Origin of the sequence: Streptomyces luteolifulvus (assembly GCF_008806595.1) — a bacterium.
Taxonomy (GTDB): Bacteria; Actinomycetota; Actinomycetes; order Streptomycetales; family Streptomycetaceae; genus Streptomyces; species Streptomyces luteolifulvus.
Genome location: NZ_VZRB01000032.1, coordinates 1 through 20,504, shown reverse-complemented (window position 1 = coordinate 20,504; position 20,504 = coordinate 1). Strand labels below are relative to the sequence as shown.

At 70.1% G+C, this 20,504-nt stretch carries 24 protein-coding genes; 22 read left to right on the top strand and 2 right to left on the bottom strand.

Annotation, left to right across the window (positions count from 1 at the left end; translation table 11 throughout):
- Positions 1-77 precede the first annotated feature (77 nt).
- From F7R91_RS32600 to F7R91_RS32585, 4 genes are all read left to right on the top strand, one after another.
- Positions 78-608: a YbaK/EbsC family protein gene (locus F7R91_RS32600; protein WP_150955238.1), complete on the top strand. Its 531-nt coding sequence runs from the start codon at positions 78-80 to the stop codon at positions 606-608.
- Complete coding sequence (locus F7R91_RS32595; protein ID WP_150955235.1) at positions 605-1,450, top strand: DMT family transporter; 846 nt, start codon at positions 605-607, stop codon at positions 1,448-1,450. The genes F7R91_RS32600 and F7R91_RS32595 overlap by 4 nt, the downstream gene beginning before the upstream one ends.
- 79 nt (positions 1,451-1,529) lie before the next feature.
- Positions 1,530-1,805, top strand: a complete 276-nt coding sequence (locus F7R91_RS32590) for a DUF1876 domain-containing protein (RefSeq protein ID WP_150955232.1) — start codon at positions 1,530-1,532, stop codon at positions 1,803-1,805.
- Between the two features lie 186 nt (positions 1,806-1,991).
- Positions 1,992-2,711, top strand: coding sequence for a ScbR family autoregulator-binding transcription factor (locus tag F7R91_RS32585; RefSeq protein ID WP_150955229.1), 720 nt, complete (start codon positions 1,992-1,994; stop codon positions 2,709-2,711).
- A gap of 260 nt (positions 2,712-2,971) precedes the next feature.
- On the opposite strand, the gene F7R91_RS32580 is transcribed toward F7R91_RS32585, so the two are convergent.
- Positions 2,972-3,646 carry a ScbR family autoregulator-binding transcription factor gene (locus tag F7R91_RS32580; protein WP_225320901.1) on the bottom strand — a complete coding sequence of 225 codons (675 nt, stop codon included), beginning with the start codon at positions 3,644-3,646 and terminating at the stop codon, positions 2,972-2,974.
- A gap of 225 nt (positions 3,647-3,871) precedes the next feature.
- Here F7R91_RS32580 and F7R91_RS32575 point away from each other — a divergent pair, with 225 nt between their 5' ends.
- Entirely contained in the window at positions 3,872-4,861 is a 990-nt protein-coding gene (locus F7R91_RS32575; RefSeq protein WP_150955224.1) for a ScbA/BarX family gamma-butyrolactone biosynthesis protein, read from the top strand.
- 71 nt (positions 4,862-4,932) lie between these two features.
- Here the strand turns inward: F7R91_RS32575 and F7R91_RS32570 are convergent, their stop codons facing one another.
- Entirely contained in the window at positions 4,933-5,835 is a 903-nt protein-coding gene (locus F7R91_RS32570; protein WP_150955221.1) for a response regulator transcription factor, read from the bottom strand.
- A 333-nt stretch (positions 5,836-6,168) separates the two neighbouring features.
- Between F7R91_RS32570 and F7R91_RS32565 the strand changes: the two genes are divergently transcribed.
- From F7R91_RS32565 to F7R91_RS32485, 17 genes are all read left to right on the top strand, one after another.
- The gene (locus tag F7R91_RS32565; RefSeq protein ID WP_150955218.1) at positions 6,169-7,113 is read left to right on the top strand and encodes a sensor histidine kinase; all 945 of its coding nucleotides are present in this window, start codon (positions 6,169-6,171) and stop codon (positions 7,111-7,113) included.
- Positions 7,097-7,789: a response regulator gene (locus F7R91_RS32560; protein WP_150955215.1), complete on the top strand. Its 693-nt coding sequence runs from the start codon at positions 7,097-7,099 to the stop codon at positions 7,787-7,789. The genes F7R91_RS32565 and F7R91_RS32560 overlap by 17 nt, the downstream gene beginning before the upstream one ends.
- Before the next feature lie 214 nt (positions 7,790-8,003).
- A complete protein-coding gene (locus F7R91_RS32555; protein ID WP_225320900.1) occupies positions 8,004-8,552 on the top strand; it encodes a hypothetical protein in 549 nt (182 codons plus the stop codon).
- Positions 8,552-8,773, top strand: a complete 222-nt coding sequence (locus F7R91_RS32550) for a helix-turn-helix domain-containing protein (RefSeq protein ID WP_150955212.1) — start codon at positions 8,552-8,554, stop codon at positions 8,771-8,773. The genes F7R91_RS32555 and F7R91_RS32550 overlap by 1 nt, the downstream gene beginning before the upstream one ends.
- A 308-nt stretch (positions 8,774-9,081) precedes the next feature.
- Positions 9,082-9,453, top strand: a complete 372-nt coding sequence (locus F7R91_RS32545) for a dehydrogenase (protein ID WP_191971719.1) — start codon at positions 9,082-9,084, stop codon at positions 9,451-9,453.
- Complete coding sequence (locus F7R91_RS32540; RefSeq protein ID WP_150955209.1) at positions 9,450-10,001, top strand: nuclear transport factor 2 family protein; 552 nt, start codon at positions 9,450-9,452, stop codon at positions 9,999-10,001. The genes F7R91_RS32545 and F7R91_RS32540 overlap by 4 nt, the downstream gene beginning before the upstream one ends.
- Positions 10,002-10,004: 3 nt before the next feature.
- Positions 10,005-10,469 (top strand): ester cyclase, encoded by a 465-nt coding sequence (locus tag F7R91_RS32535; RefSeq protein ID WP_150955206.1) that lies wholly within the window; start codon positions 10,005-10,007, stop codon positions 10,467-10,469.
- 326 nt (positions 10,470-10,795) lie between these two features.
- Positions 10,796-11,212 (top strand): nitroreductase family deazaflavin-dependent oxidoreductase, encoded by a 417-nt coding sequence (locus F7R91_RS32530; protein ID WP_150955203.1) that lies wholly within the window; start codon positions 10,796-10,798, stop codon positions 11,210-11,212.
- Positions 11,209-11,781, top strand: a complete 573-nt coding sequence (locus tag F7R91_RS32525) for an NADPH-dependent FMN reductase (protein ID WP_150955200.1) — start codon at positions 11,209-11,211, stop codon at positions 11,779-11,781. Before F7R91_RS32530 ends, F7R91_RS32525 begins: the two co-directional genes overlap by 4 nt.
- A 90-nt stretch (positions 11,782-11,871) precedes the next feature.
- Entirely contained in the window at positions 11,872-13,185 is a 1,314-nt protein-coding gene (locus F7R91_RS32520) for a cation:proton antiporter (protein ID WP_150955197.1), read from the top strand.
- Between the two features lie 140 nt (positions 13,186-13,325).
- A complete protein-coding gene (locus F7R91_RS32515; RefSeq protein ID WP_150955194.1) occupies positions 13,326-13,988 on the top strand; it encodes a hemerythrin domain-containing protein in 663 nt (220 codons plus the stop codon).
- Positions 13,989-14,188: 200 nt separating this feature from the next.
- Positions 14,189-15,661 (top strand): MFS transporter, encoded by a 1,473-nt coding sequence (locus F7R91_RS32510; protein ID WP_150955191.1) that lies wholly within the window; start codon positions 14,189-14,191, stop codon positions 15,659-15,661.
- Between the two features lie 112 nt (positions 15,662-15,773).
- Entirely contained in the window at positions 15,774-16,874 is a 1,101-nt protein-coding gene (locus F7R91_RS32505; protein ID WP_150955188.1) for a methyltransferase, read from the top strand.
- A gap of 103 nt (positions 16,875-16,977) precedes the next feature.
- Entirely contained in the window at positions 16,978-17,868 is an 891-nt protein-coding gene (locus F7R91_RS32500) for a MarR family winged helix-turn-helix transcriptional regulator (RefSeq protein ID WP_225320899.1), read from the top strand.
- Between the two features lie 209 nt (positions 17,869-18,077).
- On the top strand, positions 18,078-19,736 hold the full coding sequence (locus tag F7R91_RS32495; RefSeq protein WP_150955416.1) for an NAD(P)/FAD-dependent oxidoreductase: 1,659 nt from the start codon (positions 18,078-18,080) through the stop codon (positions 19,734-19,736).
- 53 nt (positions 19,737-19,789) lie between these two features.
- Positions 19,790-20,368, top strand: a complete 579-nt coding sequence (locus F7R91_RS32490) for a flavin reductase family protein (protein WP_150955183.1) — start codon at positions 19,790-19,792, stop codon at positions 20,366-20,368.
- A gap of 1 nt (position 20,369) precedes the next feature.
- On the top strand, positions 20,370-20,504 hold a 135-nt coding region (locus F7R91_RS32485; protein WP_150955179.1), incomplete at its 3' end, for a biotin carboxylase N-terminal domain-containing protein.

Below are 20,504 nucleotides of genomic sequence, written 5' to 3'. Positions count from 1 at the left end.
CCGGGGGCCGCGTCGCTGCTGCGTGCGCCCCGCAACCCGGTCGCGTGTCACCTACACCCACCACTACCGTGCCCTGCATGACACCGATCGACAGCGGCACCGGCGCCACCCCCGCCCCGCAGCCCACCGGGGTGCACCCCCGTTTCGTCGACGCCCTGCGGGAGCTGGGGATCGAGGAGCTCGTCTCCCGGGTCCGGCGGTTTCCGGACGCGACCCGTACCGCCGCCGAAGCCGCCGCGGCGCTCGGGTGCGAGCTGAGTGAGATTTGCAAGTCGCTCGTCTTCGCGGCGGACGGCGTGCCGGTGCTCGTGCTCATGGACGGCGCCTCCCGTGTGGACCTGGAGCTGGTGCGGCAGGAACTCGGCGTCGAGAAGGTGACGCGGGCCGAGGCCGAGGTCGTACGGGAGACCACGGGGTATGCCATCGGCGGCGTACCGCCCTTCGGGCACCGTACGAAGACACGGGTGCTGGCCGACCGGTCCCTCCTCGAACACGACATCGTCTGGGCCGCGGCCGGCAACCCGCACACCGTCTTCCCCATGGAGCCGGGCACTCTCGTCGCCCATGCCGGCGCCACCGTCGTGGACGTTCGCGAGCACACCCCGTGACGCCGCTGGTCACCGCGGCCGTCCTGCTCGCCGCGGTGACGCACGCGAGCTGGAACGCGATCGCCCACCGGATCACGGACAAGCTCGTCGGGTTCACGCTGATCGCGGGCGGGGGGATGCTGATCGGGCTGGCCATGGTGTCGTTCGTGCCGTTCCCGGCGGCGGGCGCGTGGCCGTATCTGATCGGCTCGGCGGTCATCCACATCGTGTACTACATCCTGCTGATGAGGTCCTTCCGGCTGGGGGACTTCGGGCAGGCGTATCCGATCGCACGCGGCACCGCGCCGCTGGTGGTCACCCTGCTCGCCGCCGTCTTCGCGCACGAGGTACCCGACGGGTGGGCGGCCGCCGGAATCGCCCTGTCCTGCGCGGGGTTGACGGGAGTCGCCCTGTGGGGGCTGCGCGGCCACCGGCCCAACTGGGCCGCGATCGGAGCGGCGCTCGCCACCGGGCTGACCATCGCCGGGTACACCGTCGTCGACGGCCTGGGGGTGCGGGCCTCGGGTTCCCCCCTCGGGTACATCGCCTGGCTGATGGCCGTGGAAGGTGTGGCGATCCCGGCTTACGCGCTGTACCGGTGGCGCGCCCAGCTCCTCACCGTCCTGCGGCCGTTCGCCGGACTCGGTCTGCTCGGGGCGGCACTCTCCGTCGCCGCCTACGCCCTCGTCCTGTGGGCGCAGACGAAGGCGGAGCTCGCGCCCATCGCGGCGTTGCGCGAGTCCTCGATCATCGTGGGCGCGGCCATCGGCGCCCTGTTCTTCAAGGAGCGGTTCGGGGCGCCCCGGATCGCGGCGGCGGGGCTGCTCGTGGTGGGCATCGGGCTGATGCTGCGCGCGGGATAGCGGGATTTCACGGGCGCCTCGGTGGTGTCCGGGGCCGCTGAGGAGCACCCTGGAAGCAGGTGTTCCGGAGGTGATCGTCATGATGCACACCACAGTGGGATGGCACATCGAGCTCGAGTTCCAGGAGGACGACGAGCACACGCGGGCGGCGGCGCTGGTGCGGTTGCCGGACGGTACGGAGGTACGGACGCACGGGCATGCCACCCGGCATCACACCGACGCGAATCAGCCGCGCGTCGGGGAGGAGATCGCGGGGGCCCGCGCGCTCAACGAGCTGGCGATGCAGCTGCTGACCAAGGCGCACGGGGAGATCGACGCGGCCTCGGGGCGGACCTCGCATTCGATCAACGTCTGAACCGGCCGGGCCTGACCCGCGGTCAGGTTTGGTGTTCCTCGACAGTCCTCTGACATGGGGTTTGCGTTCCTCTGACGCGGGTGGGCGTATCAAGGAAGGGAGGCGCCGGGCGAGCGCCGGGCGTCCCCCCTTCCGGCGCTCGCCCGGCGCAGCCGTGTGTGCGGTGGGCGTCGAGGGGCGGTGCGGATGGTCGGCAGGCAGAAGCGTTCGGAACGGACCGTCGAACGGTTGGTGACCGCTGCCGCCGACCAGTTCGCGCGCCATGGCTATGTGCGCGCGACCCTGGCCGACATCAGCAGCCGCGCCGGGGTGACCAAGGGAGCGCTCTTCTTCCACTTCGCCTCCAAGGATGAGCTGGCCGTCGCCGTGCAGGAGCGCGGACGGGAGCTGATGGAGCGGTCGGTGGCCCGGATGGGCCCCGCGGAGGGCTCGTATCTTCAGGCCGTCGTGGACCTGACGTTCGTCCTTCAGCGGCTGCTGCGGGAGGACGTGTTCGTACGGGCGTCGGTGCGGATCGCGCGCGAGCACAAGGACGCCGGTCTGGCCGAAGAGTCCGCGGATTCCGCGGATTCCAGGGGCTACTCACGTCCCGCCGCGACCGGTGTCGAAGAGCTCGACTTCTACCGGGTCTGGCTGGAGCTGCTGTGGGATCTGATGGGGGAGGCACGGCGCAGTGGTGAGCTGGGCCGGACCGTCGCGGACGCGTCCGCGCGCACGCTGGTCACTGCGGTGGTGGCCGGCGTCGAGGCGCTGACCTGGCTGGGTGCGCAGCGCGCGGAGTCGGAGGCCTGGCTCACCGATCTGTGGTCGCTGCTGCTGCCGGCGCTGCGCCCGGAGCGTCCGGGGCGGCGGCCTGTCAGGACGACCGCCCCTGTACTGCCGGCGGCGCGTGGCGGGTCGTACTGAGACGGGGGCGGAACGGGCGGGGTTGTGGGCATGGCACGGTGGCCGGTCGGGGCACGCGAAGGGGGCGTGGGTGTCAGCTCACTCGTGGTCGCGCCTCCGGGGTTGTGGCCGGAGCGTCCGGGACGGCGGCCTGTCAGGACGACCGCCCCCGTATTGCCGGCGGCGCGTGGCGGGTCGTCCTGAGCCGGGGAAGGGCGGGCGGGGTTTGCCGGCGTGGCACGGTGAGTGGTCGGGGCACGCGTAGGAGGTGTGGGCGCGGGTCAGCTCACCCGCGACTCCACCTCCTCCGGTGCGGGCAGCCCCAGTTCGGCGCGGCACTCGGGGGAGCCGGCCGCCTCGAAGCGGGACAGGCGGCGGGACGGGACGATGCCGGGCAGCACGAAGGTCCACAGGTCCGTCACGCGCGCGTGCAGGTCCCCGCGGCCGGTGCGGACGTGCGAGGCGACCTGGATACCGGTGAACGAACCGCACAGGAACGTCGCGAGGTCGGTGACATTGACCTCGGGAAGGACGTCACCACGGCCCTGCGCGGGCGCCAGACAGTCGCGCAGCGCGTCGATCCACATGTTGTACGGCGTGGGGTCGGGGTCGGTGAAGGAGCCGAACTCGATCACCAGCCGGATCCCGGCGCGGACGCGCACGTCGGTGAGGAGCCCGTGGGCGAGCTGGTGGGAGAGGTCGATCGCGGTCTGCACACCGGGCATCGGGGTGCTGACCACCGGGCGGAAGATCTGGAACTGCTCCTCTATGAGCGTGCGGGCGAGCGCTTCCTTCGACTGGAAGTGGAAGTACAACGCCCCCTTGGTCACACCAGCCTGCTTGGAGACGTCGCTCAGACTCGTACTCCCGAAGCCGGTGCTGTCGAAGGCGACCGCCGCCCCGTCAAGAATCGCCTGCCGGGTGATCTCGGCTCGTTCCTGCCTGGCCCTCGCCACTTCAGTGCCTCCTGTCCGCCGCGGTGCGGATGGTGGTCTTCCATCCTTCCGGTTGATCACCACGGCAAGTAGCTGGAACAAGCCTGCCATGAACTAGCGAAAAAAAACCAGTCACCTAGTATGGTTAAGGAAGTGGCGCCACACGTGGGGGGCGGGCCTTTCCTGCCTCGTGTCCTGTTCATCCTGCGGGTATCTGACGTCTGCGCGCGTCTCAGGAGGCAAGCGATGAGTCCACTTAAGCAAGCCGTCCGACCGGATTCTTTAAGTCCGGAAAAGGAAGCCGAGCTCTTCGAGCGCACGGTTCCGCGCGGGCTCGTGCACCGATCGGCCGTCTCGGAGGTCCTGCTCACGGGGCTGCGGCCCAAGGGCCGGGACAAGTACCACATAGGCGCCCAATGGGCCCGGGGGCACAGTTACTACGGCCCGGTCGCCGGCCGGTGGCACGATCCCATGCTGCTCGGAGAATCGATACGCCAGGCCGGGCTGCTGCTCGCGCACGAAGCGCTGGGGATACCGCTCGACTACCACTTCCTCACGCAGTCCACGTCGTTCGAGCTGACGGAGAGAGGAGCGAGGCTCGCCGGTACCCCCGCCGACGTGGTACTGGGCGTGACGCTGCGGGACATCCGGTGCCGTGGTGCGTACGTCTCCTCGTTCGCCCTCGATGTACTCGCCCATCGCGACGGGGAGCTGATGGGCAGCGGCCACGCCGCCAGCGACTGTGTCGGGCCCGCGGTGTACCGCAGGCTGAGGGGGGCACGGGCCGAGGCGAGGCCGGCGTACACCCTGATCCGGGCCGTCCGGCCCGACCTGGTCGGGCGGAGTTGCGAGTTCGACGTCGTGCTGGGCCGGCCCGAGGTGGAGGACGCGGAGGGGCTCGGCGGCGTCCATCTGCTGCGCGTCGACGCCACGCATCCCGTCCTGTTCGACCACCCGGTGGACCATGTGCCCGGGATGCTGCTCCTGGAGGCCGCCCGCCAGGCGGCATTGTCGGCCCTCGGACTGCCCCGCGGACTGCTGGTGGGCTGCGATGCGTCCTTCCGGCGGTACGTGGAGTTCGACTCGCCGTGCCTGGTCTCGGCGTCGAAGCCGACGGCGGACCCGGAGGGGGGCCGGACGCTGACCGTCCAGTTCCACCAGGCCGGCTCGGTGGCCGCGACCGTCGCCGTGACCGTACTGGACGGCGAGAGCGGACCACCGGGTACGACGACCTGACCCGGAGCGAACGTGCGGTGCCCCCCGGCTCGGGCCGGGGGGCACGCTGCGTTTCGGGGCGGGCGGGACACTCAACTCCTCAGCATCTCCGGCACGGTGAGCCGGTAGCCGACCCCGCGCACCGTCTCGATCCACTCCGCGCTGCCCAGCTTGCCGCGCAGGGAGCCGACGTGGACGTCGAGCGTGCGGGTGGAGCCGAACCAGTTCTCGTCCCACACACGGGCCATGATCTCCTGGCGCTTCATCACCGTGCCGGGGTCCTCGATGAGCATGGCCAGCAGGTCGAACTCCTTGCGGGTGATGCGTACTTCGGAGCCGTGCAGGAAGACCTTGCGGATGCGCTGGTCCAGTCGTAAGGGGCCGGCGCTCAGGCATCCGGAGCCGTTCGGACCGGGGCCGGCCGGCAGCTCCGTGGCCGTGGCCGTGGCCGTGGCCGTCGCCGCCGCGACCGGCTCGGCGGACGGAGCGGCCGGCCGGCCGTCGGGAGCGGACCGCTGCCCGGGAACCGGAACAGCTCCCGTGCTCTCGGCGCCCGTTGTGGTGACGTGCTCCTCCGTGTCCCGGAGTGGTTCCGCCGCTGCGACCGCCGTCCGCTCGTGCCACGGGCAGTGCCCCGCCCTGCGCAGCACCGCCTGCACCCGCGCCATCAGCTCAAACCGGCCGAACGGCTTGGTGACGACGTCGTCGGCACCCATGTGCAGGGCCATCACCCGGTCCAGCTCGTCGAGTTCGTCGGTCGGTTCGCTCAGTGCGATGACGGGCACGCAGGAACGCTCGCGGATACGGCGGCACACCTCGTGCCCGGCGAGGTCCGGCAGGGTGAGGCCCAGCAGAACGAGCCGGACGCCGTCGAGCAGGCCGAGTGCGGCGATTCCGCTGTCGGTGCGCTGGGGCGCGTATCCGTGCACGGTCAGGGTCTGCGCGAGGGTCTCGGCCACGCCGTCGTCGTGCTCGACGATCAGAACGCTCTTCATCCGGTGTCTCCCGGCGCTGTTGCCCCGTGTCGGCGGGGCGGTCCCGCATGGTCCCTTAAAAAACTGGTCGAACGGTATCTTCTAGAGAGCCTAACAAGTCGGTCGACCGGTTCTCAAGAGGTATGACCCTCCTGTCCCGTTCGGGACAGCCGATCCTGCCCCGCACGGGACATCGAGGAGGTACCGGGTGCTGCCCCGACCGGTTCCGAGCGGCTGCAAGGAGTGCCGGAGGCGGTACTCTCCGAGCAGCCAAGATCAGTGCAGGACTGGGGAGTTCGCTGGTCGTCAGGGGGGTGACGGGTGTCGTCACAGGGGGGTGCGCACAGTGCTGCCGTGGACGTGCTGGAGCGCCGGATGGAGCAGGTGCTGGAGTCCTGCGCGGAGCACGAACGGGACTCTGCCCGGCGGCTCCTGAGTGACATCATCGGTGAACTGCGGTTTTCGACATACCAGTTGGACGGTCAGAAAAATGATCTAGGCTGTCCCGAGCCCGCTCCGCGACCCGTCGCCGTGTCCGAGCGGACCGCGACCCTCCTCTTCGAGGCCGTGGGACGCGTGGTGTTCGCCGAACCGGTGGCCGCGCAGGACGGCGTACGGCTGCTGACGCTGCTGCACCGGCGTACGGTCTCCGCGGCCGCCGCGGCCGCGGCACGGGAGTTGCACGACGAGGTGGCGGGGCGACTGGCGGTGGCGCTCAACTGCTTCGAGCTGTACGACCTGCACCGCACGCAATGGCCGCGGACGGCGCAGGAACGATTGGCCGGCGCACGGGAGTCGGTACGTGACTCCTTGACGGCGCTGCGCTCGCTGATGGCACGACTGCGGCGGCAGGCCGTGGACCCCGGTGCGCCGGGGGCGGTGCGGCCGCTCGGGGCCGCGCTGCTGCGGGATCTCGGTGAGCCGGGCGGGTGCCCGGGGGTGGCGGAGGGGGGAGTCCGGGTGCGGGTCGAGGTGAGCGGGGACGAGCTGCTGTCCGAGCGGACGGCACGGGAGCTGTTCCTGATCGTGCGGGAGGCCCAGCGCAACGCCGTACGTCATGCGAAGGCGTCGCAGGTCACGGTGTCCGTCGAGGTGCTGCCCGAACGGGTCGAGGCCCGGATCGAGGACGACGGGTGCGGATTCGCTCCTGATGCGGCGCCGTACGGATGCGGCGGTCTCCTCTCGATGCGGGAACGCGCCGAACTGCTGGGCGGCAGCCTGGCCGTGGAGTCCGGGGCGGGGACGCGCGTCCTGGTGCGTGTGCCGCTGAGAGGGGGCATGCGTGCTGCCCGCCGGTAGACCGGTCCGGATCGTCCTGGCCGACGATCACACGCTGTTCCGCCAGGGAATCGCGGAGATCCTCGCGGTCGCCGGCGGCTTCGAGGTGGTGGGGGAGGCGCACCGGGGCGACGAGACCTGCCGCGTCACCGCCGAGGCACGGCCCGACGTGGTGCTCCTGGACGTGGAGATGCCGGGTCCCGGGGTACGGGAGGTACTGGCGCGTCTGGTGCGGATGACCCCGCGTCCGCAGGTGGTCGTGCTGACCGTGCACGACGACATCGCCCTGGCCCGGGAACTGCTGGGGCTGGGTGCGGGGGCGTATCTGGTCAAGGGGTCGACACGGCAGGAGCTGCTGTCGGCGATCCGCAGCGTCACCGTGGAGCGGCGCTCGGGACATGTGGTGCTGTCGCTGTCCCAGCAGAGCCTGGTCTCCGGCCCGCGGCCGCTGGAGGTCCTGTCGGTGCGGGAGCGGGAGGTGCTGGCGCTCGCGGGACAGGCGCTGAGCAACTCGCAGATCGCCCGGCGCCTCGCGATCGCCGAGGGCACGGTGAAACGGCATCTGCGCAACATCTACGGCAAGCTCGGCGCCGTATCCCGGATGGACGCCGTCAACAAGGCGCTCGCGGCCTCGCTGATCGTGCCGCCGCCGACGGGAGAGGACGGTAGTTCCGGGGGACGGATTTCGGACGTCTGACGCTGGGCTGACGGTTCCCTGATACAGCTGCGGAAGTCTGGCGAAGCTCTGAACCGGCGTGTGTTGAAGCGTGTCCGAGGCCTGGCGACGATGGTGGAAACCACCAGAAGCCACAGGGATTTGGGGGGTCCAGGTGCACCAGGTTCGGAAACTTCCAGACAGTCACACAGGCCGGGACTGCAGGGCGGCGTGCGGTCGGATCTGCGCCAAGTGCGTGGAGCGGCTGCGCGGCGAACTGCGCACGCTGCTGGAGCTGTACCAGGAGAGCGATCACGCCCTCACCGCCGCGTCGCCCCGGCTGCGCGAGCGGGTCAGCGGCAGCCGGAGCGCCGTCGGGATCGTCCTCGACGAGCGGGCCGTGGACATGCGGGCGCGGATGACCGAGGTGCTCGCCTCCTGGGCACGGCTCGTCGTGGAGGAGCGGGGCAGCGAGGTGCCCCGGCCGCGTGAGCGCGAGGTCGGCGACCTGGTGCCCTTCCTGCGCCAGCAGGTGCGGTGGATCGCCGGCCACCCGGCGGCCGTCGACTTCGACGAGGAGGTCGCCGAGCTGCTCGGCGAGTTCGGCGGACTGTTCGGGCCGGGGCAGGCGCGGAGGTTCCCGCTCGGCCCGTGTGTGCAGCCGGGCTGCGACGGCACGCTGCACGGCGTCCTGGGCGCCGACGGCTCGGCCGCGCCGGGCCATGTCTCCTGCGACGCCGGACACGCGCTGCCGCCACGGCAGTGGCTGCTGGTGGCGGGCCGGACGGCGGAGGGAGCCGCGTGATGCGGGGAACCCGGAAGCGGCGCACGGTGCCGACGGAACTGGCGGCCCTGGCCATGGGGGTGTCCGAGGCGACGATCCGCAAGTGGGCGAGCCGCGGCAAGATCACCCGGTACGGGGGCCCGCAGCGGGCCGAGTACGACCTCGACGAACTGCTTGCGCTGGCCACACCGGCCGTGCCGCCGCCCGACGCCTACGGAAATCAGCGACTGAAGAATTCATGAACCATGACCGAAATCCCGGATCCGTGCGGGGATCCGGACAGAAGAAAGCCCCTTGCGGCCCACCCTCGGCCGCAAGGGGCTTTTCTCTGCCCGCAATTGATCAGACCCCGCTTATCGATCAACCACCTTATTCAAAAGGGGAGTTGACCGGACGGGTAGATGGGTGTCACACTTTTCGCGGCGCCCCCATGCCCTGAACCTCGCGTTCCCGGGGCGGGCGCAATTCCCTTGATCCGCCGACCGTCGGTTCTCCACCGCGGTGGCGGATTTTTTGTCTCCTTTCGCCCCGACCCGAGGAAGTGTGGTCGATGTCTGTTTCTGCCAAGACGCCTGTCGGTACGTGGACGGGTGAGGTCGCGCACGACGGTGAGGTGGACGCCTACACGGCCACCTTCGAGCCGGACGGTTCGCTGACGGTCACCACCAGCAAGAGCACCGGCAAGGGCACCTGGACCGCCACCGGCGACACGAGCTTCGACTTCTCCGTCCGTGAGGACTTCAACCCCGACTACACCCAGATCAGCCCCACCGGCAAGCGGGCCGCGTACATCCAGATCGACTTCTCCGCGCAGCACGACGGCGAGAAGTTCACCGGCGCGGGCAAGGCCGTCATCTACGCCGCCGACGACTCCCTGATCTACGCGACCGACGCCGGCACCGAGGGGCGCCGGGTGTCATGACGCAGCCGGAGGCCGCAGAGCTCAAGGCCCTGGCCGCCGAGATCGGCCGGCTGTCCGACCTTGCGGCGCTGGGCAAACTCGTCGACCGCTACCTCGCCAGCCTCGACGAAGGCGCCTTCCACGAGACCTGGGCCCGGTCGCTGTTCACCGAGGACATCGAGATGACCTTCCCGGTGGGCAGCCACCGGGGCATCGACGGCGTCGACGGTTTCACCGGGCGGATCATGGCGCGCTGGGGCCGTACGCACCACCACGGCTCCGACAGCTCGATCGACGTCGACGGCGACCGGGCCGATCTCAGCTGGAGCCTGATCGCTTCCCACGTCCACTTCGCCTCGCCGCTGCCCCCCGACCCCTCCGAGTACTTCCAGCTCGGCGGCAGGTTCACGGGCACGGCCCGGCGCACGGCCGACGGCTGGCGCATCGACAGCCTCCGGCTGCGGATCGTGTGGACCACCGGGTCCGTGCCCAAGGGCGTGACCCGGGTCGACACGAACACGCTCGACACCCGCGGAAACACCGTCTCAACTTCAACAGAGGAGAACTGACGCATGGCCACCACGCTCACCGCAGCGCAGCAGAGGGAACTGGTCGAGAAGGTCTTCCACGAGGGCCTGGACCTGGGCGACCTGTCGGCCGCGGACCGCTATCTGACCGCCGACTTCCGCAACCACGGCAGCCACGACGACTCGATGCGGGGCCCGGAGGCGTTCAAGCACACGATCCGGATCCAGCAGTCCGCGTTCAGCGACATCAAGTACGAGATCCTCGACTTCATCTCGGACGGCGACAAGGCCGCGATCCGCTGGGTGATGCACGGCAAGCACACCGGGCCGTTCATCGGGATCGCGCCGACCGGTCTGCAGGTTCAGCACCAGGCGATCATCTGGTTCCGCTTCGAGGGGGACAAGATCGCCGAACGCTGGGGCATCGTCGACAACTTCTCGCTGCAGCGTTTCCTCCAGTCCGGCGGCAAGCCGGTGGGTCCGCTGACCCCGTCCAAGCCGGCGGCGTGACGTACCGGCAGTCCGGGTGAGATGCGCCCACCCGGACTGCCCGCCCGGTTTTCCTCGCCCCCGCCGCCCCTACCCGTCCCCTCCCCAGGGGGCTCCGCCCCCTGGACCCCCGTTCGGCCTGAACGGCCTCGTCCTCAAGCGCCGGACGGGCTGGGTTTCCTGAACCCCCGTCGACTCTCACGGCCCCGTGCGTAAGCGCCGAACGTGCTGGAGCTGCTGACCGGCGTTGTTGAGGCCATTGGCCCCCCCTCGGCGGCGAGGGGACCGGGCCGGGGGGCCGCACAGGCCGCCGCAGGCATCCGACCACCCCAACCAAGGAGCGAATCGTGCCGATCGACCGAAAGGTGGCCCGCTTCAACCGGCGGTTCGCCAACCACCTCGTGGGCCCCCTGTTCAGCCGGCTCCCCGGCTTCGGAAGGGTCCACCACCGCGGCCGCAAGTCCGGACGCGAGTTCACCACCCCGGTGAAGCTGTTCCGCCGCGGCGAGGACATCATCATCACCCTGCCGTACGGCCCCGGCTCGGACTGGGTCAAGAACGTACTGGCAGCAGGCGGTTGCGAGATCACGACCCGCGGCCGCCGCATCCAGGTCGCCAACCCGACCGTCTTCACCGACGACGGCACGACCAGGATGCCAGCCCTGACCCGCCGCATCCTCTCCAAGGTCGACGCCCACGAGTTCCTGGCACTGACCCCGGTCAAGGAACCGGCACCCGCACCCTCGCGGGCGGCCCACCGATGACCAGCCCCGTCCAAGTCACCCTCATCATCGGCTCCGCCCGGGACGGCCGCCTGGCCCCGGACGTAGCGGCCTGGTTCCGGCAGCTGGCGGCACGCCGCGACGACCTCACCCTGGACGTGGTGGACGTGGCCGACACCCTCCTGCCCGCCGACCTGGACCCGAACCACCCCCGCACCACGGCACTGCGCCCCCGGCTGACCGCCGCGGAGGCGTTCGTCCTGGTCGTACCGGAGTACAACCGCAGCGTCCCCGGCCCGCTCAAGACGCTCATCGACAGCTTCCAGTCCGAATGGCAGGCCAAGCCCGTCGGCTTCGTCAGCTACGGACTGAGCATGGCGGGCGGCGTCCGCGCCGTGGAGCACCTGCGCCAGATCTTCGCCGAGTTCCACTGCGTGGGGATGAAGGACGTCGTCACGTTCCCCCGGATCCTCGAGCACTACGACACCGAGGGCCGCTTCCCCGCCGACCCCGAGGGCGCCGAGGCCGCCGCCAAGCTCATGCTCGACCAGCTGCTGTGGTGGGCCCGCGCCCTGCGCGAGGCCAAGACGGTCCGCCCGTACGGAACTTGAGCACGCCTCCCCACCAGCACAGGTGCCCGCACCCCCGCCCCATCCCACCCCACCCCGCACCACCCTCACCTCCCACCCTCAGGAGATGCGATGGCAGCTGTTTCCGATCCCCTGCCCGACCTGCTGATAGCCGTCCCCGCGGTGATCCTGGCCTGCAAGGCCGGCGCGCAGCTGGTGCGCCGGATCGGCCAGCCGCCCGTGGTCGGCGAGATCGCGGTCGGCATCCTGCTCGGCCCCTCCCTGCTGGGCTGGCTGTGGCCGGACGCGCAGACCGCGCTCTTCCCGCAGTCCGTACTGCCGTACATCGGCGCGCTCGGCAACCTCGGCCTGCTCGCCTTCATGTTCCTGGTGGGCCTGGAACTGGACCTGGGCTCGCTGCGCGGCCACAGCCGGACCGCCCTGGCGGTCTCCCAGGCGAGCATCGCGCTGCCGCTGGCCCTCGGCACACTTCTCGCGTTCGGCATGTACACAACCTTCGCGCCCGACGGCGTCGACAAGCTGCCGTTCGTGCTGTTCATCGCGGTGTCGATGAGCATCACCGCCTTTCCGGTGCTGGCCCGCATCCTCACCGACCGGGGCCTCTACCGGACCAAGGTGGGCGCGCTCGCCATGGCGTGTGCGGCGGTGGACGACGTGACCGCGTGGTGCCTGCTGGCGGCGGTGGTCGCGGTGACGAAGAGCAACTCGCCCACCGAGGCGGTCACCACCGCGCTGTACGCGGTCGCGTTCACGCTCTTCATGTACTACGCCGTACGTCCGCTGCTGGCCCGCTGGGTCAGGCGTGCGGAACGGGCGTACACCGAAAGCGTTGTACTCGTCGTGCTGTTCAGCGGGCTGTGCCTGAGTGCCCTGGCCACCGACAAGATCGGCGTACACGCGCTGTTCGGCGCGTTCCTGTTCGGGGTGGTCACTCCGCGCGGCAGCCGCATCGTCGAGGTGACGGCGGCCCGGGTGCGGGCCTTCACCGTGCCCGTGCTGCTGCCCCTGTTCTTCGTCACGACGGGTCTGAAGACCGACATCTCGCTGCTGGCCGGCGACCCGGTGCAGTGGCTGTGGGCCGGTGCCGTGCTCACCGTGGCGGTGCTGGGCAAGTGGGGCGGCGGCTCCGTCGCGGCCCGGGCGTCCGGGCAGTCGTGGACCGACGCCATGTCGATCGGCGCGCTCATGAACTGCCGCGGGCTGACCGAGCTGGTGGTGCTGAACATCGGCCTGGGCCTCGGCGTCATCGGCCCCGACCTGTTCACGATGCTCGTCCTCATGGCCCTGATCACCACGGCCGCGACCGGTCCCGCGCTGAGCGTGATCCGGCGGCGGGTCGGTGACCTCGACGCCGCGGACCAGCCCGAAGCGGCCGACGAAGAAATGGCCGAAAAGACCACCCTGCAGTCCGCCGGCACCCGCTGACCCGCTGACCTGCACCTTCGTCAGCCGGAGGGTCACTTAACCGGCTGATGGTTAGGGCTCTTGTTAGTTATAGAGCTTGATGGATAAGTGGTTTGACGATACCGTCGAGGTACGACGCAGGAGCACTGAGGGAGACAGCGATGAGCCAGGACTTCAAGAACCTCGACATGACGATGATGTTCGCCATCCATGACGCCCTCCGGCGCGAGCTGGAGCGCATCGCGCGGATCACCGCCCGGGTCGACGAGGACCCCCGCCACGTACTGAGCACCGCCGTCGGCTGGGAGCTGTTCAAGAAGTTCCTTGTCATCCACCACACGTCGGAGGACATCACCGTATGGCCCGTGATGCAGGAGGCCCTGGCCGGCAAGCCCTCCGAACTCGCCCTGCTCGACGCGATGGAGGCGGAGCACGCGGTCATCGACCCGCTGCTGGCGGACATCGACACGGCGCTCGCCGACCGGGACTCCGGCCTGGAGCGCCTCGGCGGTCTCGTCGACACCCTCTACACCAGCCTGAGCGGCCACCTCGACCACGAGGAGCGGGACGCGCTCCAGCTCATGGACATCACCCTGAACCAGGAGCAGTGGGCGACCTTCAGCTCCGAGCAGCGCGGCCGGGTCGGCCAGGACTCCGTCCGCTATCTGCCCTGGCTGCTCGACGACATGGACGCCGCCAAGGTCGCCAAGATCCTCGGCGGGATGCCGGAGCCGCTGCGCAAGGCCTACGAGACCGAGTGGCGCGTGGCCTACGAGGCGCTCGACATCTGGGGCACGAAGGCCGCCGACTCGGCCGGCCGCTGAGGGCAGCACCCAAAGCCTCCGGGGGGTGTTCCGCCCCCGTCCACCCCCCGGACTCCCCTTGACCGCACCACATCACGCACAGCCCGTCCGCACGGCATGTCCCGCACACACCCCACTCGGCACCACACCGCACGCACCGCATTGCACTGCACCGCCAGCCGTTCACCGCCCCCCATAACCAGAGACATCGGAGAGAGCTCATGTCGCTGCAAGACCGAACCGAAGCCGTTCCCAAGGCATCGGCCCCGCCCGGGCAGGGCGGCAAGCTGGGCCTCGCGCTGCTGGTCATCGCGGCAGCGCAGTTGATGCTCGTCCTGGACAACACCATCGTCGCCGTCGCCCTGCCGAGCATGCAGAGCGCGCTCGGGCTGAGCGAGTCCGCCCTCGGCTGGGTCGTCACCGCGTACGCCCTGGCCTTCGGCGGATTACTGCTGGCCGGCGGCCGCGCCGGTGACCTCTTCGGCCGCCGCCGGATGTTCCGCATCGGCCTGGTGCTGTTCACCGGTGCCTCGCTGCTCGGCGGTCTGGCCGGCAGCGGCGAAGTGCTGGTCACGGCACGTGTGCTGCAGGGTCTGGGCGCAGCGATCGCCGCACCGACCGCCCTGTCCCTGCTGGCCACGACCTTCCCGGCCGGCCCGGCCCGCAACAAGGCACTCGGTGTGTACGGCGCGATGGGCGGCCTCGGGTCCGTGGTCGGCCTGCTGCTCGGCGGCGCGCTCACCGAGTACCTGAACTGGCGCTGGGTGATGTACGTCAACGTCCCGATCGCCGTCCTGGTCCTGATCGGCACCGGTGTGCTCGTCGAGGGCGACCGTGAGCGCGGCAAGGTCGACGTGCCAGGCGCCTTCACCGCCACCTTCGGCTTCGCGGCGCTCGTCTACGCCATCACCCGCGCGGGCACCGAGGGCATCGGCGACTCCGTGACGCTGATCGGCCTGGCCGTCGCGCTCGTCCTGCTGGTCGCGTTCGTCGCGATCCAGCGTTCCAGCCGCGCGCCGATGATCCCCGGCAGTGTGCTGGCCGACAAGAGCCGGGTCGGCGCCAACCTGATCATGTTCCTGATGGGTGCGGGCATGCTCGCCACCTTCTACTTCCTGACCCTCTACATGCAGCTCGTCAAGGGCTACGAGCCGATGGTCACGGGCCTTGCCTACCTGCCCTTCGCGGTCGGTATCGGCTTGGCGGCCGGCGGTATCGGCCCGCAGCTGCTCGCCAAGACGTCCGAGCGTTCGGTCATCACGGTGGGCCTGCTCATCGGCATCGCGGGCATGCTCTGGTTCAGCCTGCTGGCCCCGGGGCAGAACGCGCTGTTCGTCCTGCTGCCCGCGCAGCTGGTCTCCGGCCTGGGCCTGGGTCTGGTCTTCGTGACCGTCACCGTGATCTGCGTGCGCGGTGTCGCGCCGCAGGACACCGGGGCCGCGTCCGGTCTGGTCAACACCGCGCAGCAGATCGGCGGTGCCATCGGCCTGGCGCTGCTGGCCGCGACCGCCCAGCACATCACGGAGGGCAAGCTGCCGGGCAATGTGCCCGAGGCGCTGTCCGACGGCTACTCGTACGGCTTCCTGCTCGGCGGCGGCATGTACCTGCTGGCCCTGGTGGCGGCCGTACTGACCATCCCGGCGACGGCTCCGCAGGCGCACCGGGACGGCGAGCACGTACCCGCGGCCTTCTGACGAGCCGCACGGCGGCCCCGCCCCCGCGGCGGGGCCGCCCCCCTGACCGACCTTCGATCCACTCTTCGCGAAGCCCCCGGAAACCCCACTGCCCGGAAAGAGGCGACACGAAATGGCACAGCACGACTCCGCACACCCCGAGCACTTACCGTCCGAGAGCACCCGGCCGGAGTCCGCTCAGCCGGAATCCGCGCAGGCTCCGCACCCCCGTGCGCTCGGGCTGTGGGAGATGGCCGACCTGGTCACCCCCATGGCCGTGCGCGTGGCCGCGACCCACCGGGTCGCCGACCACATCACCGACGGCCGTGTCACCGCCTACGACATCGCGCGCGCCGAGGGACTGCGCACGCAGCCCCTGCAGCGGGTGCTGCGCCACCTCGTCACCGTCGGGGTGCTGACCGCCGACGGCGGGACGTACGGGCTGACCGAGCTGGGGCAGGGGCTGCGCGCCGACCACCCGAGCCGGCAGCTCCACCTCATCGACCTGGGCGGCGCCATCGGACGCGGCGATCTCTGTCTCGTGGACCTGCCGCACGTGGTGCGCACCGGCGACCCCGCCTACCCCGTCCGCTACGGCCTGCCGTACTGGGACGACCTGGAGGCCCACCCGGAGCTCGCCGAGTCCTTCGACCGGGTCATGGCCGACAACGTCGCCCGTGACGCCCGCTCGATCGCCGCGGCGTACGACTGGTCCTCCCTCGGCCATGTCTACGACCTCGGCGGCGGCAACGGCGTACTGCTCGCCGGACTGCTGACGGCCCATCCGACCCTGCGCGGCGCGGTCGTCGATCTGCCGGCCACCGCGGCGCGCGCCGCGCAGCGCTTCCGGGCCGCGGGGCTCGGCGACCGTGCGGGAGTCGTGGGCGGCAGCTTCTTCGACGAGCTGCCGACGGACGGCGGCGGGTACGTCCTCTCCTCCGTCCTGCACAACTGGGCCGACAACGAGGCCCTGCGGATTCTGGAGCGCTGTGCCGAAGCCGTGGCCGGCGGTGACGGCCGGGTCTTCGTCGTCGAGGAGACCGGGGAGTCCGCCCACACGGGCATGGACCTGCGGATGCTCGCCTACTACGGCGGCCTCGAACGCCCGCTGGACGAGATCACCAGGCTCGCCCGGGCGGCCGGGCTGGAGGTGGCCGGCGTACACCGGGCCGGCGGCCAGGCCACCGCGGTCCGCTCGATCGTCGAGCTCGTGCCGGAAGGCCGGGCGCACTGATTCCGGGGCGGTGCACACGACCCCGGGGCCGTGTGCACCGCCCGTATACACTCGGGCAGGAGGTGCTGTCGTGCGGCGCGAGCGCGAAAAACTGCAGGGTCCCGTGACGAGGACCGAGGAGGCCGCCGAAGTACCGGGGGTGCTTCCCGAGAACCTCACGGGGTTCATCGGCTACCTCCTCCGCCGGGTCTACGCGCAGTTCTCCGCGACCGTCGACGGCACCGAGGCCGACTCCCGTGAGTTCCTCGTCCTGGACGCGCTCGCCGGCCGCGACTGGGAGTCCCAGCTCGACCTGGCCGAGCGTCTGGGCATCAACCGCACCATCATGGTCGCGGTCATCGACCACCTGGAGGCCCGCGGCGAGGTGCAGCGCACCCGCAACCCCCACAACCGGCGCCAGTACGTGCTGTCCCTGACGCGGCAGGGGCGCAGCGCCCTCGACGCCCGGCGCCGGGCGGTGGCCGAGCGCGACGCCCGGCTGACCCGTGTGCTCACGTCCGAGGAGCGGGCCCGGCTCGACGAACTGCTGGCCAGGCTCCTGCCCGAGTCCGCGCAGCCCCTCGTCCAGGGCAGCGAGTACCTGGTCGCGCAGGCGCACCACCGGCTGCGCAAGCACGGCGACGACAAGCTGGCCGGCACCGGTCTGCGAGTGCGCCACTACGGACCCCTCTACGCCCTCGACAAGTTCAGCCCCTGTTCGCAGCAGCGGCTCGCGGAGTTCCTCGCCATCACCGGGCCGGCCGTCTCGCAGATGGTGGACGAGCTGGTCAAGGGCGGCCTGGTGCGCCGGGGCCGCGATCCGCACGACCGGCGCCGGTACGCCCTGGAGGTGACCGACCTCGGCCGGGAGAAGCTCGGCATGGTGGCCCGTGCCGTCGATTCCCTCGCGGCGGATGTGGCGGCCATGCTCGGTCCCGGCGGCGAGGACGAGCTGCGCGCCCTGCTGATGAAACTCCTCGCGGAAACGCATTTTGTCAACTCCCCTGTGCGATAAGGGGGTTGACCCGGCGCAGTAATTCTGTCACGCTTTAGCCAGCGGTTGACTCACGCCTTTTTCCAGGGCTCTCCGGCATAGAGACGGAGGGCCCTTTTTGCATGCACTTTTTCGCTGTGGACCGCACCCGACGAAGGAGATAGCCCATGGTCGCGAAGAGGACCGAAGGCGCGACGGAACCGACGAAAGCATCCGGGATTTCCGAGGACATGACGTTCGACGTCATCATTCTGGGTTCCGGCCTGGCCGGTTCGGTGACCGGCACGATCCTGGCCCAGCACGGCGCCAGGGTGCTGCTGGTCGACGCGACCGCCCACCCCCGCTTCGCCATCGGCGAGTCCATGACTCCGCAGCTCGTCGAATGGATCCACATTCTCGCCGAGCGCCACGACATCCCCGAACTCAAGAGCCTGGCCAGTGTCCAGCAGTCCACCCGGGACATCGGCCCGACCTTCGGCACCAAGGCGCATTTCGGCTTTATGAAGCACGAGGTCGGCAAGGAGCCCAACCCGCGCGAGGCCACCCAGCTGGCCCTGCCGAAGATCTTCCACCAGAACAGCCATATGTTCCGCCAGGACAGCGACGCCTTCATGTTCCATGTGGCCGTGAAGTACGGCTGTGTGCCGCGGCAGAACTGGCGGGCCGCCGAGGTCGACTTCGACGACGACGGTGTGACGGTCACCGGTAAGAGCGCCGCCCCGGGTGCCCAGAACGAGGTCTACCGGGGGAAGTACCTGGTCGACGCCTCCGGGTTCCGCTCACCGCTCGCCGACAAGTTCGACCTGCGCGACAAGCCGGCCCGCTTCAAGCACCACTCGCGGTCGATGTTCACGCACTACGTCGGCATCAAGCCGTTCGACGACGTCAGCGGGCACCCCAAGGACCTGCGCCCGCCGGCCGACTGGCACACCGGCACCATGCACCACATCATCGAGCGCGGCTGGTTCTGGATCATCCCCTTCGACAACCACAAGGATTCCCGCAATCCGCTGTGCAGCGTCGGTCTGACCATCGACGAGCGCACCTACCCCAAGCCGAAGGATCTCAGCCCGGAGCAGGAGTTCCAGCTGTTCCTGGACAAGTACCCGGCGGTCAAGCGGCAGTTCGAGGGCGCCGCCCGCATCCGTGAGTGGATCTCCACGGACCGCCTGCAGTACTCGTCGAAGCAGACCATCGGCGACCGCTGGTGCCTGATGTCGCACGCGGCCGGCTTCCTCGACCCGCTGTTCTCCCGCGGACTGTCGAACACCTTCGAGGTGGTCGACGCGCTCACCTCCCGCCTGGTCGACGCCCTCAAGGACGGGGACTTCTCGGCGGAGCGCTTCGAGTACGTGGAGCGCCTGGAGCAGGGCCTGCTCCAGTACAACGACGAACTGGTCAACAGCTCCTTCATCGCCTTCTCGCACTTCCGCCTCTGGAACGCCGTCTTCCGGATCTGGGGCTCCTTCATCACCCCCGGCACGATGCGGCTGACACGGGCCCGCCTCAAGCACCTGAGGGACGGGAACCCGTATCACTTCCAGGAGCTGGAGGCGAACGACTACCCCGGTCTGTGGTGGCCGCAGAGCGACAAGTTCAAGATCCTGCTGGAGACGGCCGCCGAGACCTGCGAGAAGTACGAGGCGGGCGTGCTGACCGGCGACGAGGCCGCCGACACCATCTTCAAGCTGCTCGACGAGTCGCCCATCGTCAATCCGGTCTTCGGCTGGAAGGACGAGAACAAACGATTCATCTACCCGTCGACGGTCACCATGGCCCGCTACCTGTACTGGGCCTCCGTCCAGGCCCCGGCGGAGATGAACAGCGTCGGCCGGGAGTTCCTGCTCGGCATCGTCAAGGCCGGCGCCAAGGTCCGCAAGCTGCTCTGAGAACAGGCACTCGCGCGCGGCACTTCTCCGGACCCGTCACGAAAGGGATGCGCATGTCAGCAGCAGCGCGCTCGCTGATTCACACCCACGAGCAACAGCCGATCGAACCACTCACCCTGCGCCGCGTCTGCGGCCTGTTCACGACCGGGGTCACGGTCATCACCACAGGACCCCAGGGGCGTGCCGAGGGCACGACCGTCAACTCCTTCACCTCGGTCTCCCTGGAACCCCCGCTCGTCCTGTTCTGCCTGCACAAGCAGTCAAGGCTGCACGCGGTGCTCGAGGAAACCGGCGGGTTCACCGTGAACTTCCTCTCCGGCCGTCAGGAGAAGCTGGCCCGGTCCTTCGCCGGTCGGCGGCCAGAGGGGTTCACGGGCGTGCCGCACCACTTCAGCGACGGCGGACTGCCGGTGCTGACGGAGGCGCTGGCGTACCTGACGTGCACCACCGTCGACATCCACGCGGGCGGTGACCACGAGATCGTCGTCGGCGAGGTGGTGGAACTGGGCGTGCCCGACCACGGCCAGGAACCGCTGATCTTCTTCGACGGGGCGCTGGGCGCGCTGGAATCCGGGGCGGGACGGTTCAACCAGGCCGACGCGCCCGGGACTCCGGGCAGGCGGGCTTCCTGACATGCACAGGGTGCTCATCGCCAACCGTGGCGAAATCGCTGTCCGCGTGGCCCGGGCGTGCCGGGACGCCGGGATCGCGAGCGTGGCCGTCTACGCCGACCCGGACCGGGACGCTCTGCATGTCCGTGCGGCGGAT

Excerpts from the sequence above, each read along its gene's own strand:
- F7R91_RS32535 (WP_150955206.1), top strand. The coding sequence starts at position 10,005 with ATGGCCACCACGCTCACCGCAGCGCAGCAGAGGGAACTGGTCGAGAAG.
- F7R91_RS32585 (WP_150955229.1), top strand. The coding sequence starts at position 1,992 with ATGGTCGGCAGGCAGAAGCGTTCGGAACGGACCGTCGAACGGTTGGTG.
- F7R91_RS32505 (WP_150955188.1), top strand. The coding sequence starts at position 15,774 with ATGGCACAGCACGACTCCGCACACCCCGAGCACTTACCGTCCGAGAGC.
- F7R91_RS32550 (WP_150955212.1), top strand. The coding sequence starts at position 8,552 with ATGCGGGGAACCCGGAAGCGGCGCACGGTGCCGACGGAACTGGCGGCC.
- F7R91_RS32515 (WP_150955194.1), top strand. The coding sequence starts at position 13,326 with ATGAGCCAGGACTTCAAGAACCTCGACATGACGATGATGTTCGCCATC.
- F7R91_RS32575 (WP_150955224.1), top strand. The coding sequence starts at position 3,872 with ATGAGTCCACTTAAGCAAGCCGTCCGACCGGATTCTTTAAGTCCGGAA.
- F7R91_RS32510 (WP_150955191.1), top strand. The coding sequence starts at position 14,189 with ATGTCGCTGCAAGACCGAACCGAAGCCGTTCCCAAGGCATCGGCCCCG.
- F7R91_RS32490 (WP_150955183.1), top strand. The coding sequence starts at position 19,790 with ATGTCAGCAGCAGCGCGCTCGCTGATTCACACCCACGAGCAACAGCCG.
- F7R91_RS32570 (WP_150955221.1), bottom strand. The coding sequence starts at position 5,835 with ATGAAGAGCGTTCTGATCGTCGAGCACGACGACGGCGTGGCCGAGACC.
- F7R91_RS32590 (WP_150955232.1), top strand. The coding sequence starts at position 1,530 with ATGATGCACACCACAGTGGGATGGCACATCGAGCTCGAGTTCCAGGAG.
- F7R91_RS32520 (WP_150955197.1), top strand. The coding sequence starts at position 11,872 with ATGGCAGCTGTTTCCGATCCCCTGCCCGACCTGCTGATAGCCGTCCCC.
- F7R91_RS32540 (WP_150955209.1), top strand. The coding sequence starts at position 9,450 with ATGACGCAGCCGGAGGCCGCAGAGCTCAAGGCCCTGGCCGCCGAGATC.
- F7R91_RS32525 (WP_150955200.1), top strand. The coding sequence starts at position 11,209 with ATGACCAGCCCCGTCCAAGTCACCCTCATCATCGGCTCCGCCCGGGAC.
- F7R91_RS32545 (WP_191971719.1), top strand. The coding sequence starts at position 9,082 with ATGTCTGTTTCTGCCAAGACGCCTGTCGGTACGTGGACGGGTGAGGTC.
- F7R91_RS32495 (WP_150955416.1), top strand. The coding sequence starts at position 18,078 with ATGACGTTCGACGTCATCATTCTGGGTTCCGGCCTGGCCGGTTCGGTG.
- F7R91_RS32600 (WP_150955238.1), top strand. The coding sequence starts at position 78 with ATGACACCGATCGACAGCGGCACCGGCGCCACCCCCGCCCCGCAGCCC.